We start from the raw sequence: 13621 nt of genomic DNA, 5'->3' as shown, positions 1-13621 counted from the left end.
AAATCATTCATCTCGTCGCGCACAACCTGCCCCTGGTGATGTTCACCAGCGTGATGGTCATGCTGCTGCTCGGTTACCCCGTTGCCTTCACGCTGGCGGCCGGCGGGCTCATCTTCTTCGTCTTCGGCGTCGAACTGTCGCATATCTCGCCGGATATCCGGCTGTTCTGGCCGCTGCTGCAATCCCATCCCGAACGTATCTACGGGATCATGTATAACGATACGCTGCTGTCGATCCCATTCTTCACCTTCATGGGGATCATTCTGGAGCGGTCGCGCATGGCCGAAGACCTGCTCGATACGATCGGCCAGCTGTTCGGCCCGATCCGCGGCGGTCTTGCCTATGCCGTCATTCTCGTTGGCGCGCTGCTGGGGGCGACGACCGGCGTGGTCGCGGCCTCCGTCATGGCCATGGGCCTGATATCCCTGCCGATCATGATGCGTTACGGCTACAATCGCCCGCTGGTCTCCGGCACGATCGCCGCCTCCGGCACGCTGGCACAGATCGTTCCGCCGTCGCTCGTCCTCATCGTCATGGCCGACCAGCTCGGCCGGTCCGTCGGCGACATGTATGTCGGCGCGCTCTACCCCGCCTTGCTAATCATTGCCGCCTACTGCCTCTATATCTTTGCCGTCACCCTGGTGAAGCCGGAATGGGCGCCTGCCCTGCCGCAGGAGGCGCGCACGCTCGGCAACGGCGTCACCTCGCTGATCGTCATGATCGCCATCTCCGTCGGTCTTTATTTCCTCGGCATCGAGATCCTGTTCACCGGCATTGCCAGCGAAGAATGGCGCCTCGTCGCAGCCCTCGCCTTCAGCGTGGTGGCCTGCTACGGCGTCGCGCTCGCCAACAGCCGGATGGAAAAGAAGATCATCTCGCGGCTTGCCGAGCAGGTGATCATCGTTCTGATCCCGCCGCTGGCGCTGATCTTCCTCGTGCTTGGCACCATCTTCCTCGGCATCGCAACGCCGACCGAAGGCGGCGCCATGGGCGCGACCGGCGCCCTGATCCTGGCGCTCGCCAAGGGCCGCCTGACACTCACCTCGATCAAGACGGCGCTCGACTCCACAACGCGCCTCTCCGCCTTCGTCATGATGATCCTGATCGGTGCGCGCGTCTTCGGCCTCACCTTCTACGGCATCAACGGCAATGTCTGGATCGAGGACCTGATGCTGGCCCTGCCGGGCGGCGAATACGGCTTCCTGATCGTCGTCACGATCATCGTCTTCATTCTCGGCTGCTTCCTCGATTTCTTCGAAATCGCCTTCATCATGGTGCCGCTTCTGGCACCGGTGGCAGACAAGCTCGGCATCGATCTCGTCTGGTTCGGCATCATTCTCGGCATCAACCTGCAGACCTCGTTCCTGACGCCACCCTTCGGCTTCTCGCTGTTCTTCCTGCGCTCGATCGCGCCGACGAGCAACTGGGTCGACAAAGTGACCGGCAAGACGATGCCGCCGGTGAAGACGACCGAGATCTATCGTGGGGTTTTCCCCTACATCATCATCCAGTTCATCATGATCATCGTGGTGATCGCCTTCCCGGGTCTCGTCATGCACTACAAGGACGAGCAGCCAACGGTGAAGCCGGCCGATGTGCAGATCCAGCTGCAGGGCGGTGGCAACAACAACAATCCTCTCGGGCTGCCGCCGCTCAATCCCGGAAGCTCCGGCGGCGGCTCCGCCCCGTCGATGGGACTGCCACCGTTGAACCTCGGCGGCCCTGCGCCATCGGGAGCCGCTGCGCCGGCGGCCCCGCAGCTGGGCCTCCCGCCCCTCAATCTCGGTGGCCCGGCGCCGGCCGGAACGACGGCGCCGGCAGCACCCGCTGCCCCGGCACCAAGCCAGCCGGACCTCAGCCAGCCGCCCAAATTCTGAGGCGATTGAAAACGCGGATGACCCGTAGCCCCGTCCGACTCCGTCGGGCGGGGTTTTCCTTTGGCAGAATGCGAGACAAAAAAAGACCCCCGGCGCTGGAGCCAACGCCGGGGGTCTCGATCAAGCGGATGACAGGCTTCGAAGCTTAGAGCTTGCCGTTGCGCTGCTGGATCATCATGAAAGTATCGTAGGTGTATTCAGACAGCTGGGTCCAAAGATAACCCTCGCGTTTGTAGGCCACCTGGTCTTCGTAGATCTTCTTGAACCATTCGTTCTTGGCGGTGATCTCACCATAGAGTTCCATCGCGGCCTTGAAGCAGGCATCCAGGATCTCCTGGCTGAACGGACGCAGGATCGTGCCCTGAGCGACCAGTTCCTTGATCGCAATCGGGTTCTTCGTGTCGTATTTCGCCATCATGTTGGTGTTGGCAAAGGCGCAGGCATCTTCCAGCACGGCCTGATAGGCCTTCGGCAGCGCCTCGAACTTCGCCTTGTTCATGAAGGCATGGATGACCGGGCCGCCTTCCCAGAAGGCCGGGTAGTAGTAGTACTTGGCGACCTTGTAGAAGCCAAGCTTCTGGTCGTCATAGGGGCCGACCCATTCGGCAGCATCGATCGTGCCCTTTTCGAGCGACGGATAGATGTCGCCGCCGGCGATCTGCTGCGGCACGACGCCGAGCTTTTCGACGACGCGACCGGCAAGACCCGCGATGCGCATCTTGACGCCCTTGAAGTCATCGACGGTATTGATTTCCTTGCGGAACCAGCCGCCCATCTGGGCACCCGTATTGCCGGCGATGTAACCGACAAGACCGTGCGTGGCGTAGAACTCGTTCAAGAGCTTGTTGCCGTTGCCCTGGTAGAACCACCCATTGGTGAGGCGGGCGTTGAGGCCGAAGGGAATGGCCGTACCGATCGCAAAGGTCGGGTCCTTGCCCACGTAGTAATAGGAGCAGGTGTGGCACATTTCGACGGTGCCGGCAGACACCGCATCGGCCGCCTGCAGGCCGGGCACGATTTCACCGGCGGCAAAGGTCTGGATAGTGAAGTTGCCATCGGTGGCAGCCGCCACGCGCTTGGCAATGTCTTCCGCGCCGCCGTAAATCGTGTCGAGTGACTTCGGGAACGACGATGTCAGGCGCCAGGTGATCTTCGGCATCGACTGGGCGATGGCCGGAGCGGCGAGCGTGGTGGCGGCGGCAGCACCGGCACCCGTCACGGCCGCTTTCTTGAAGAATGAACGACGATCCATAAATAACCTCCCGTTGTTAAAAGCCGCGGGAAGTCCTTATTTCCCCTTTCCCCGGCCTTGAGACGAAGTAACCATGCCGGCAATCCGCATGCAAGCGGCACGGATAATATTCCTGCCTCTGACAGGGGCGGCAGATGACAAGACTTTCGTCTAATATGACTGCACAGGCGAAGGGATAGAGCGTGCTTTGCTTGACGAAGCCTTGCCCGCACGCAGGCCGGACCCGGACGCGCAGCCTTGCCCTTGACTTGGGCGGCAAGCAGGATCAAGAACGCCCCGCCCCTTCCGGAGATGATGATGACGACGCCCCTCGTTGCAATCCCAGCCGATATCCGCCTGCTCGACAACACCGAATGGCACGCGGCGCAAACCCAGTACATCAATGCCGCCGTCAAGGTATCGAAGGTCATTCCGCTGATCGTGCCGGCGCTGAAGAGCGGCCATGATCTGGATGCGGTTCTGGACCGGGTGGATGGCGTGCTGGTTTCCGGTTCGGCGAGCAACGTGCATCCCTGGCTCTACGGCAAAGCCGCAACGGAGGCTGATGGCCCGTTCGATCCTGCCCGTGATGCGACGTCCCTGCCGCTGATCCGCAAGGCGCTGGAGCGCGGCATTCCGCTGCTCGCCATCTGCCGCGGCATCCAGGAACTCAACGTGGCGCTGGGCGGAACGCTGGCAAGCGAAATTCAGGAACAGCCGGGCGTCTGGGATCACCGCAAACCGCCGGTGGAAAGCCGCGACGAGATGTTTGCCATCCGCCAGCCGGTGCATGTGCGCGAAGGCTCCTGCATCGCACAGCATCTGGGGCTTGCCGGCGAGATCCAGGTGAACTCGCTGCACCGCCAGGCGATCGCCGAGACGGCACCACGGCTTCAAGTGGAGGCGACCGCCGCAGACGGCACGATCGAGGCCGTCTCAGTGATCGATGCCAAGGGCTTTGCCGTTGGCGTCCAATGGCATCCGGAATATTGGGCGGAGACAGACAGCCCGTCCCGCGCCCTCTTCGAAGCGTTTGGCACAGCGGTGCGCGACTACGCGGCGAGCCGCTAAGACCTCATTCTCTGGCCCAGCCGCTCAGCCCTTGACCGGCGTTTCCGGCACCGGCGTCAGGACCTTGCCGTCGCGGAACCAGCCGATCAGATTGTTCACCACGAGATCGGCCATGTCGTTGCGCGTCGGCACCGAGGCAGAGGCGACATGCGGCAGCATGGAGAGGTTCGGCAGGTCGAAGAATCCGGCCGGAATGCGCGGTTCGTCGTAGAAGACGTCGAGACCCGCCGCGGCGATGGTGCCACTCTTCAGCGCCGCCATCAGCGCATCCTCATCGACGCTTGTACCACGCCCGACATTGATGAAGACGCCGTTTGACCCCAGCGCGGAGAGCACATCCGCATTGATGATCTTGTGCGTCTCTGGTGTGGCCGGAATGATCGAGATCAGCGTATCGACGGACTGCGCGAGCTCGATCAGCGTCGGCACATAGGTATAAGGCACACCCTCGCGCGGATTGCGGGTGTGATAGCTGATCTTCACCTTGAAGGGTTCGAGGCGCCTGGCAATCTCGATCCCGATGCGCCCGAGGCCGAGCAGGCCGACATGCCGGTTCTTGAGCGAGAGCGGCGAGAGCGCAAACGCCCCCTCCTTCTCCCAGCGCCCTTCCCGCAGATAGGTTTCCGCCACCGGCAGGCGCCGCACCGTGTTGATCAGGAGGCCGATTGTCGTATCCGCCACCTCGTCGTTCAGCACATCCGGCGTATGGGTGACGATGATGCCGCGGCTGGCGGCGAAGGCTGCATCGACGCCATCATACCCGACGCCGAAATTGGAGATCACCTTCAGGTTCGGCAGTTCGCCGATCCAGTGGGCGGGCATGCGATTGGTCGTCGCCACCCCGGTGATCTTCGCCTTGTCGTCCTCCGACAGCGCCATTTCCGCGCCGGGTTCCGTCTGGATGACGGTGAAGGCGGACTTCAGACGCTCCAGGGCACGGGGGTGGATGCGGCCCGGAACGAGCACGGTGGTCTGGCTTTCGGTCATGATCGGTTTCCTGTCTTGCTCAGGCGCGAGGCTGGTAGGGGCCGGTGGACTGGCGGATGCGCATTTCCGGCTTGATGAGATGGATGCCATCGGGTTCGTGGCTACCTGCCAATCTATCCAGAAGTGCACGCGCGGCAAGACGCCCGACTTCCGTTTGCCCGTTCCAGACCGTCGTGAGCGACGGCGTGGCAATGGAGGCCTCCTCCAGGTCGTCGTAACCGGTGACGGAGATGTCGCGGCCCGGCACCAGGCCCGCACGGGCAACCCCGTTCATCAGGCCGATGGCGACGAGATCGTTCCAGCAGACGGCAGCGGTCGGTTTTTCGGGCAGAGACAGGAAATGCACCGCCGCCTCGAAACCACCCTGCTTGGTGCGCGGCCCCGGAATGCGCAGGTTCGGATCCACCTCAATGCCGGCCTTGCGCAACGCATTGACATAACCCTGGTAGCGATCGCGGCCGGTGGAGGTCTGGTCCGTTCCGCCGATCATCGCGATCGTGCGGTGCCCGAGACCGATCAGGTGATTGGTGGCGAGCGAGATGCCGTAACTGTCATCGCCGCGATAGGTCGGCAGATCGACGCCATCCATGGAACGGGCAACCAGGATTGCTGGCATGCCATTGGCCTCGGCCAGTTTCACGTCCTCGATCGGGGTCCCGATGGCCGGCGACATGATGACGCCATCGCCGCCAAGCTGCAGCAGCGTTTCGATGAAGGTCCGCTGCTTCTCGACCGAATCGTAATGGTTGGACAATATGAAGGTCTGGCGGCTGCGGTCGAGTTCGCTTTCGATCGCCTTCAGGATTTCGCCGTAAAAAGGGTTCATGATGTCGTGCACCACGACGCCGATGATGCCCGAGCGGGATGTTCTGAGGCTGGCAGCGCGGCGGTTATAGATATACCCCAGCGCGCGGGCCTGTTCCTTGATCTTCTCCCGCGTATCGACAGCCACGAGTGGACTGTCGCGCAGCGCGAGGGAAATGGTTGCCGTGGAAAGCCCGAGACTTTCGGCAATGGTGGAAAGCTTGACCTTTTGTGCCACGTCCCCTCCCCGAAGGCGCAGTTACAAACTCCGATTAAACTGATCTAAACAATTTAATCCGAACAGGCAATCTTTAGACACACACCCGTCTTGTTTTAGTCCTCGCCCTCGTCAACCGCTTCGATCCCGTGCAGATTTCGGTCCAACGCCTTCAGAAGCTTCACGAGATTGCGCAGGTCCTTGTCGGAAAATCCCCGGATCGCCTCACCACTGCAATCGCTGATGGCCTGATGGATTCGCGCCACGCTCAGGCGCCCGGTTTCCGAGAGATAGATCTTGGTGAGACGCGCATCCGCTCCGTCGGCACGTCGCTCCAGGAACCCCTGGCTTTCCATCCGCCCGATCGTGCGGGTCATGGTGGGTGCCTTGACGCCCAGGCGCTGCGCCAATTGGCCGGGCGTCAGCCCCGGCTCCGTATCGAGTTGCAGGATCACTCCGTCCTGACCGGCATAGAGACCCGCTTCGGCCAGGTTCCGCGACAGCGCGGTCCGCAGCGAACGGGCAGCCTGCGTCAGCACGGGGGAGAGCTCCGACAGCGAGACAGGATCCTTTTTCTTCCCGGCCTTGTCCTTTTTGTCGCCCTTCTTCTTGCTCATCCCCACCCGCCTGGTTTTGCGACCTTATGTTTATCGCTATACGCTTCGCTTCGGCTATCCATAGCCAAAACAGGACATGATCGCCAGATGCAGTGCCCAAGCCCTAGGTTTAACGACAATGACCCCGCTCTTGCTCCATCGGAGCGCGCCGGTTGGATCGCCGTCCTGCCGCTCGGCGCCCATGAACAGCACGGCCCCCACCTGCCCTTCGACACCGACAGCCTGATCGCCGAGAGCCTCGTGGAGCGCCTGATCGCGACAAAGCCGGCAGACCTGCCCGCTACTTTTCTGCCGGTCGAACGGATCGGCTACTCCATCGAGCATTTGGATGTGGCGGGCACGCAGAGCCTTGCCTTCGACGAGGCCATAATTCGCTGGCTGGGGATCGCTGAAACCCTGTCCAAACAAGGCATCCGCAAGCTCGTGATGCTGAACGCGCATGGCGGCAACTCCCCACTGATGACAATCGTCGCAACGGAAGCCCGCGTGCGTTTCAACATGCTGGCTGTTGCCACCAGCTGGACCCGTTTCGGCCAGCCGGAGGGCTGGATCGCGCCCGAGGAGAAGGCGATCGACATCCATGGCGGCGATATCGAGACGTCCGTGATGCTGGCGCTTTCTCCGGAGAGGGTGGACATGACGAAGGCCGCCGCCTTCTCTTCCCGTCAAGCCGAGTTTGCCACCAACTTCAGGCATTTGCGCGCCTATGGCCCGCACGCCTTCGGCTGGAAGATGGCCGACCTCAACCCTATCGGCGTGGCCGGCAATGCCGCCGCGGCCACCGCCGAGCGAGGCGAGCAACTGGTCGCCCACGCCGTCCGCGGCATCTTGGACCTGCTGGATGACGTGCATCGGTTTGACGTTGCAACGCTGGCGTGAGCTTGCGCCTCGCCCTGCAAAGGCCTATCTTGCTTAAACCATCGGAGGCATGAGGCCATGCAAATTTCCGTCAAGGATGCACAGGAAAACCTGAGCCAACTTCTCGACCGTGTCGAAAGCGGCGAAGACATTCTGTTGACACGAGATGGCACCGCCGTTGCGAGGATCGTGTCAATGCGCTCTGACACCTTGCCAGCGAGAGGCCACGCTGGTCAGCCCTCGCTTGAGGAAATTCAGGCGCGCGTTCGTGCCAAGATCGATGCTTTTGAAGAGACATCCGCCGCCCGAAGCCAGGATTTTCTCTACGACGAGCTCGGCCTGCCAAAATGATCGTTGTCGACACCTCCGCACTCATGGCCATCCTCAAAACGGAGCCTGGAGCAGCGGACTGTCAGCAGGCAATGCGCCATGCGACTCATCGCCTGATCTCGGCCGCGACGCTGACGGAAGCCCTGATTGTCGCGGCAGGACGAGGCTTTGATGATGAAATGAAAGATCTCCTTTCACTCTTCTCCCCACAGGTCATCGACGTCACTGCCGACCGTGCAGCACTGGCCGCGGCTGCCTACCGCCAATTCGGGAAGAATTTTCACCCCGCCAGCCTCAACTTCGGCGATTGTTTCGCCTATGCGACCGCCAAGGAATTCGGCTGTCCGCTTCTGTATGTCGGCCAGGATTTTGCGCGCACCGATATCGCCAGCGCCATCCCTGCAGGTCAGACGTGATCTTATAACATACAAAAGCCCTTTGAACTGCCGCGGCCTTGGCCTTATATGATCGCCAACCGCTGTCGCTCCATTCGCCGAGCGCGCCCACTCCCGGAGGTTCCCATGGCCGATACAGCCCCGCAGAAGCCCGTTCCCGTGACCGTTCTCACCGGTTATCTCGGTGCCGGCAAGACGACGCTTCTGAACCGCATCCTGACCGAAAGCCACGGCAAGAAATATGCCGTCATTGTCAACGAGTTCGGCGAGATCGGCATCGACAACGATCTGATCGTCGAGTCGGACGAAGAAATCTACGAGATGAACAATGGCTGCATCTGCTGCACCGTGCGCGGCGACCTGATCCGTGTGGTGGAAGGCCTGATGCGCCGTCCCGGCCGCTTCGATGGCATCATCGTGGAAACCACCGGCCTTGCCGATCCGGTGCCGGTGGCCCAGACCTTCTTCATGGATGACGACGTCCGCGCCAAGACCGAACTCGATGCGGTCGTGGCCCTCGTCGATGCCAAGCACCTGCCGCTGCGCCTGAAGGACAGCCGAGAGGCCGAAGACCAGATCGCCTTTGCCGATGTGGTCGTCGTCAACAAGACCGACTTGGTGACGCCGGAAGAACTCGCCACGATCGAGGAGATCGTGCGCGCCATCAACCCGGCCGCCCGCATCTACAAGACCACCCGCTCCGGCGTCGATCTGGCCCGCGTTTTGGATCAGGGCGCCTTCAACCTGGAGCGCGCGCTGGAAAACGATCCGCATTTCCTGGAACACGGCCACGAAGACCATATCTGCGGCCCGGATTGCGACCATCACCACCACGATCATGATCATCACCATCATGGTCACGATCACCATCATCATGACCATGATCACGACCACGGGCATGATCATCATCACCATGCCGCGCCGTCGGCGATCCATGATGTGACCGTCAAATCCATCTCGCTGCGCGGCGGCGTGATGAACCCGGACCGCTTCTTCCCCTGGATCCAGAAGGTGACACAGACGGACGGGCCGAATATCCTGCGCCTCAAGGGCATTATCGCCTTCAAGGGCGACGAGGAACGGTATGTCGTTCAGGGTGTCCACATGATCATCGAGGGCGATCACCAGCGTCCGTGGAAGGAGGGCGAGAAGCGCGAAAGCCGCCTCGTCTTCATCGGCCGCGATCTCGACCGCGAGAAGATCGAAAAGAGCTTCCTCGCCTGCCAGGCAGACCAGACCTGATGCCGACGGTTGCCCCCCTCGACCTCGACGGTCATGTCGTCGCCGTGCAGTTCCTCGGCGACGTTCCCTTCTTCGCCACCGCCGCCGGCGAGATCCGCCGGCTGGAGGGCGGCGAGAAGGTGACCGAAGCGCATGACGGCCTGCTGACCTGCGTCAAGGACCCTTTCAGCACTTCGCTGCTGACCGGCGGCGAAGATGGCAAGGTGATGCGGATTGCCGCCGATGGCAGCACGACACATATCGCCGAAGCGCCACGCAAATGGATCAACGTCGTCGCCGGCGGTCCGCAGGGCGCGGTCGCCTATGCGCATGGCAAGACCAGTTTCGTGGTGCTGGCCGATGGCACGGTGAAGGAATTCACTGAGGAACGCACGGTCGAGGCGCTGGCCTTCGCGCCGAAGGGTCTCCGGATCGCCGCCGCGCGTTATAATGGCGTGTCCCTGCATTGGGTGAATACCAGTTCGCCGGTCGCCGATCTGGACTGGAAGGGCGCGCATAACGGCGTCACCTTTTCGCCGGATGGACGCTTTCTGGTCACAACGATGCAGGAAAACGCCCTGCACGGCTGGAAACTGGATGGCAAGGCGGGTGATGCCCGCCACATGCGCATGACCGGTTACCCGGCCAAGGTGAAGTCCTATTCATGGTCGCCGAAGGGCAAATGGCTTGCCACCTCCGGTGCACCCGCCGCCATTGTCTGGCCCTTCTCGGCCAAGGATGGCCCGATGGGCAAGGCGCCGCTGGAACTCGGGACCCGTGCCAATATCATGGTCACCTGCGTTGCCTTCCATCCAATGGAAGAGGTGCTCGCCATCGGCTTCATCGACGGCATGATCCTTGGCGTGCGCGTTGCCGACGGCAAGGAAGCGCTGCTGCGCCGACCCGGCAAGGGCGCGATTACCGCGATGAGCTGGAGTGGCAACGGCAAGCTGGTCGCCTTCGGCTCCGAAGCCGGCGATTGCGGCGTCATCGACATTTCGGCGTAACAGATTTCGGCCGACGGGCGGAAGTCCCATCCGGCTGCCTTCGCGGGTGGAGCGTCCCCCTCTGACTGCCGCCATCTCCCCCACAAGGGGGGAGACCGATGGAGCTTGCTTCCTGCCCCATCTCGACAGCGGCAGCCACAGTTGCCATCAGGGCGGTGAAGACGGAATACCATCCAAATTTTTGCGGGCCAAACACTGCTGACCGGGCGAAGGTCCTGCCATTCTGCCCCTCTGTGGGGGAGATGGCGGCGCCCAGAGGGGCAAAGCCCCTCAGACGCACCTATTCCGCGTAGATCATCTTCCTTGTCATGCCACCATCCAGCATTAGAACCTGTCCGGTCATGAAGCCGGCGCCGGTCAGATACAGCACCGCCTCGGCAACATCCTGCGGGTGCCCGACCCGACCCACGGGATGCTGCGCGTGATCCTCTGTCCGAAGCTCCGCGTCACCGGATATCCAGCCGGGCGCAATGGCATTGACGCGGATCTTCGGCCCAAGGCTGACGGCCAGCGCATGCGTCAGCGCCACAAGCCCGCCCTTGGACGCCGCATAGGCCTCCGTCTGCGGCTCCGACATAAAGGCGCGCGTGGAGGCCATGTTGATGATGTTTGTCCCCTCCCCCATCAGCGGCACAGCGGACCGCGTCATCAGGAAGGCGGCGGTCAGATGGCTGTCGGTCACACGCCGCCAGTCCTCGAGCGAGAGATCCTGGATCGGGCCATTGACCGGCCCCGCCACGCCGGCATTGTTGACCAGCAGATCGAGGCTGTCCCAGCCGAGTTCGGCAAACGCTCCGGCAACCGAGGCTTCGTCGCCGACATCGCAGAAGATGTGCCGCACGCCGGCGGCCTGCAGATCCTCATCCGTATCCTTCATGTCGAAGGACGCCACCCGCCAGCCGGCGTCCAGCAAGGCCCGGCAGATCCCCGTGCCGATGAGGCCGGCACCGCCTGTAATGATCGCATGTTTCATGTCGAAAGAGATAGGATCGCGCATCGTTCTGTCCACTCTCGTTAGGTCGTTCGCACAGCCCCAACAATATCCGCCAGCAGCGCGTGCAGCCGGTCGCGGTAGCCGTTGGCGGCCGAGGGCGAATCGGATTCGGAGGTCATGGTGACGGTGAGTGCCAGGCGCGGCACGATGTAGAGCATCTGTCCGCCATACCCCCAGGCGAAGCGCACGTCCTCGCCGCCGATCTCTTTCAGGAACCAGCAGTAACCGTAGCCATCGCCGGAATAGCGGGAGGTGGTCCGCTGTTCCCAGGAGGTCTTGACCCACGCCTCCGGCACCACCTGCACGCCATCTTCCGTGCGGCCGCCGCGCCGGTACAGTTCTCCGAAGGCATGCAGGGAACGCGTGGTCATGGCCATCTGGTTGCCGCCGATATGGATGCCCTGCCGGTCGCGTGACCAGGAGCCGATGCGAAATCCATCGAGCGGATCGAACCAGTCTTGCGCCAGTTCCAGCGTCGGTTTTCCGCCGACTTTCGCGAGGATGGCGGAGAGAAGATGGGTCGAGGCGGTGGAATAGACCATGTCGCCACCCGGGTCCTCGACGAAATCATCGGCCAGCGTGAAGCGCACCCAGTTGCGGCTGGCGATCATCCGCGCGTAGCTCGGCCCGAGGCCGGATTGCATCGACAACAACTGGCCAATGGTGATGCGGGCGAGCCGCGGATCGGGGTTTTCCGGCAGGTCGGATATCAACAGCGGTGCGATCGGCTGATCCACGCCATCGAGCAGCCCCTTGTCGATCGCAATCCCGACCATGGCCGAGACGATCGATTTCGACGCCGACTTGATGTTGGTGGAGTCCGTCGCTGCGTAGCCATGATAACCGCGCTCGGCGAGTTGCGCGCCGTCTTGCGAAACGATGACGGCTTTGAGCGGCGGCAGGCGTTCGCCGCGCTCCAGGATCTCCGGAAGGGACGGCGCGGAACCGGACGGTGGAAGAGCGCCGGCCTCTGCGCTCGGTGATGCCGCATCGGCAGCGCCTTGAGCCCGCACGGAAAGCGCGGCAAGGGTGATCGGCAGGCAAAGGGCAAAGGTCCGGCGTGTCAGCATGCCTGCAAGATAGAGTCGTCTGTGCGCGACACCACACCTTCGAGCGCAAGGTCACGCCCTTGTGACAGATGGTGCCGCCAATAGGAAACGGGGACCAGCGCGGTCGAGGCGCTGATCCCCGTCTCTTCTCCTCATTCGAAGAAACCTGCCACGGTGCCGGATGCCCCCATCCGGACGATTCCTCGAAGAGGTATGTGCAAGCCTCTTAGAAGCGGTAGGTCACACCGGCGCCGACCAGCCAAGGATCAAGCTTGGCCTTGCCGGAGAGCGGGCCGAGCGTCGAATGGGTGGCGCTCCAGTCGGTTTCCAGGAAGAGCTTCTTGACGTCGAAGTTGAAGCCCCAGTGCTGGTCGATCATGTAATCGAAGCCCACCTGCAGAGCCGCACCCACATGGTGGTCGACCTTCAGGTTGCTGAAGCCGGCCTTCTCCGATTCGTTGTAGAAGAAGGTGTAGTTGATGCCCGCGCCGACATAGGGCTTGAAGGCGCCGAAATCGGTGAAGTGATACTGCAGCGTCAGCGTCGGCGGCAGGATCCAGGTCTTGCCCACCTCGACGCCTGCCAGAGAGCCGGCGCCGGAAATCTTCGAACTGGTCGTGCCGAGGATGAGTTCGGCAGCGATGTTGTCGGTGAAGTAATAGGAGATATCGAGTTCCGGGGTCACGGAGTTCGAATACTGCAGGTCGGAACCCGCAACGCCGTTGACCGAACCCTCATCGTTCGGGATCACGCCCAGCGCACGCACGCGGATCTGCCACGGGCTCTTGGCCGCGGCCACCGCTTCTTCGGCAGCTGGAGCCGGTGCAACCGGCGTCAGATCGGCAGCCTGAACAGCCCCCGAAAGAAGGACCGAAGCCGCACCCAGGATGGCGGCGAAAGCTGGCCCGTTCTTGATCATGTCACTCTCCTTGAAACATCGTCAGCAATTGATGTCCGAAGGAG

14 protein-coding genes are annotated in these 13621 nt (G+C 62.3%); 7 read left to right on the top strand and 7 right to left on the bottom strand.

The window, feature by feature from the left end; translation table 11 throughout:
- Positions 1-2: 2 nt before the first annotated feature.
- Complete coding sequence (locus G6N78_RS09315; RefSeq protein WP_165221552.1) at positions 3-1877, top strand: TRAP transporter large permease; 1875 nt, start codon at positions 3-5, stop codon at positions 1875-1877.
- 145 nt (positions 1878-2022) lie between these two features.
- Here the strand turns inward: G6N78_RS09315 and G6N78_RS09310 are convergent, their stop codons facing one another.
- The gene (locus G6N78_RS09310; protein ID WP_165217698.1) at positions 2023-3129 is read right to left on the bottom strand and encodes a TRAP transporter substrate-binding protein; all 1107 of its coding nucleotides are present in this window, start codon (positions 3127-3129) and stop codon (positions 2023-2025) included.
- 297 nt (positions 3130-3426) lie between these two features.
- On the opposite strand from G6N78_RS09310, the gene G6N78_RS09305 reads away from it, so the two are divergent.
- Positions 3427-4179, top strand: a complete 753-nt coding sequence (locus G6N78_RS09305; protein ID WP_165217696.1) for a gamma-glutamyl-gamma-aminobutyrate hydrolase family protein — start codon at positions 3427-3429, stop codon at positions 4177-4179.
- A gap of 24 nt (positions 4180-4203) precedes the next feature.
- Here the strand turns inward: G6N78_RS09305 and G6N78_RS09300 are convergent, their stop codons facing one another.
- From G6N78_RS09300 to G6N78_RS09290, 3 genes are all read right to left on the bottom strand, one after another.
- Positions 4204-5166, bottom strand: coding sequence for a 2-hydroxyacid dehydrogenase (locus G6N78_RS09300; RefSeq protein ID WP_165217694.1), 963 nt, complete (start codon positions 5164-5166; stop codon positions 4204-4206).
- Positions 5167-5185: 19 nt separating this feature from the next.
- A complete protein-coding gene (locus tag G6N78_RS09295) occupies positions 5186-6208 on the bottom strand; it encodes a LacI family DNA-binding transcriptional regulator (RefSeq protein WP_165217693.1) in 1023 nt (340 codons plus the stop codon).
- A gap of 95 nt (positions 6209-6303) precedes the next feature.
- On the bottom strand, positions 6304-6804 hold the full coding sequence (locus G6N78_RS09290; protein WP_165217691.1) for a MarR family winged helix-turn-helix transcriptional regulator: 501 nt from the start codon (positions 6802-6804) through the stop codon (positions 6304-6306).
- A gap of 87 nt (positions 6805-6891) precedes the next feature.
- On the opposite strand from G6N78_RS09290, the gene G6N78_RS09285 reads away from it, so the two are divergent.
- From G6N78_RS09285 to G6N78_RS09265, 5 genes are all read left to right on the top strand, one after another.
- The gene (locus G6N78_RS09285; protein ID WP_165217690.1) at positions 6892-7683 is read left to right on the top strand and encodes a creatininase family protein; all 792 of its coding nucleotides are present in this window, start codon (positions 6892-6894) and stop codon (positions 7681-7683) included.
- Positions 7684-7740: 57 nt separating this feature from the next.
- Complete coding sequence (locus tag G6N78_RS09280) at positions 7741-8013, top strand: type II toxin-antitoxin system Phd/YefM family antitoxin (protein WP_165217688.1); 273 nt, start codon at positions 7741-7743, stop codon at positions 8011-8013.
- A complete protein-coding gene (locus G6N78_RS09275) occupies positions 8010-8408 on the top strand; it encodes a type II toxin-antitoxin system VapC family toxin (protein ID WP_165217686.1) in 399 nt (132 codons plus the stop codon). The genes G6N78_RS09280 and G6N78_RS09275 overlap by 4 nt, the downstream gene beginning before the upstream one ends.
- Positions 8409-8513: 105 nt before the next feature.
- Positions 8514-9629 carry a CobW family GTP-binding protein gene (locus G6N78_RS09270; protein WP_165217684.1) on the top strand — a complete coding sequence of 372 codons (1116 nt, stop codon included), beginning with the start codon at positions 8514-8516 and terminating at the stop codon, positions 9627-9629.
- Positions 9629-10615 (top strand): WD40 repeat domain-containing protein, encoded by a 987-nt coding sequence (locus tag G6N78_RS09265; protein ID WP_165217683.1) that lies wholly within the window; start codon positions 9629-9631, stop codon positions 10613-10615. The genes G6N78_RS09270 and G6N78_RS09265 overlap by 1 nt, the downstream gene beginning before the upstream one ends.
- Positions 10616-10895: 280 nt before the next feature.
- Here the strand turns inward: G6N78_RS09265 and G6N78_RS09260 are convergent, their stop codons facing one another.
- From G6N78_RS09260 to G6N78_RS09250, 3 genes are all read right to left on the bottom strand, one after another.
- Positions 10896-11612 (bottom strand): SDR family oxidoreductase, encoded by a 717-nt coding sequence (locus G6N78_RS09260; RefSeq protein ID WP_234905765.1) that lies wholly within the window; start codon positions 11610-11612, stop codon positions 10896-10898.
- Between the two features lie 17 nt (positions 11613-11629).
- Positions 11630-12679, bottom strand: a complete 1050-nt coding sequence (locus tag G6N78_RS09255; protein ID WP_165217681.1) for a serine hydrolase domain-containing protein — start codon at positions 12677-12679, stop codon at positions 11630-11632.
- A 205-nt stretch (positions 12680-12884) separates the two neighbouring features.
- The gene (locus G6N78_RS09250) at positions 12885-13577 is read right to left on the bottom strand and encodes an OmpW/AlkL family protein (protein ID WP_165217679.1); all 693 of its coding nucleotides are present in this window, start codon (positions 13575-13577) and stop codon (positions 12885-12887) included.
- Between the last annotated feature and the right edge of the window lie 44 nt (positions 13578-13621).

Source organism: Allorhizobium pseudoryzae (genome assembly GCF_011046245.1).
GTDB lineage: Bacteria > Pseudomonadota > Alphaproteobacteria > Rhizobiales > Rhizobiaceae > Neorhizobium > Neorhizobium pseudoryzae.
Note: the sequence above shows the minus strand (reverse complement) of the source record. Positions and strands in the feature narration are given on the sequence as shown.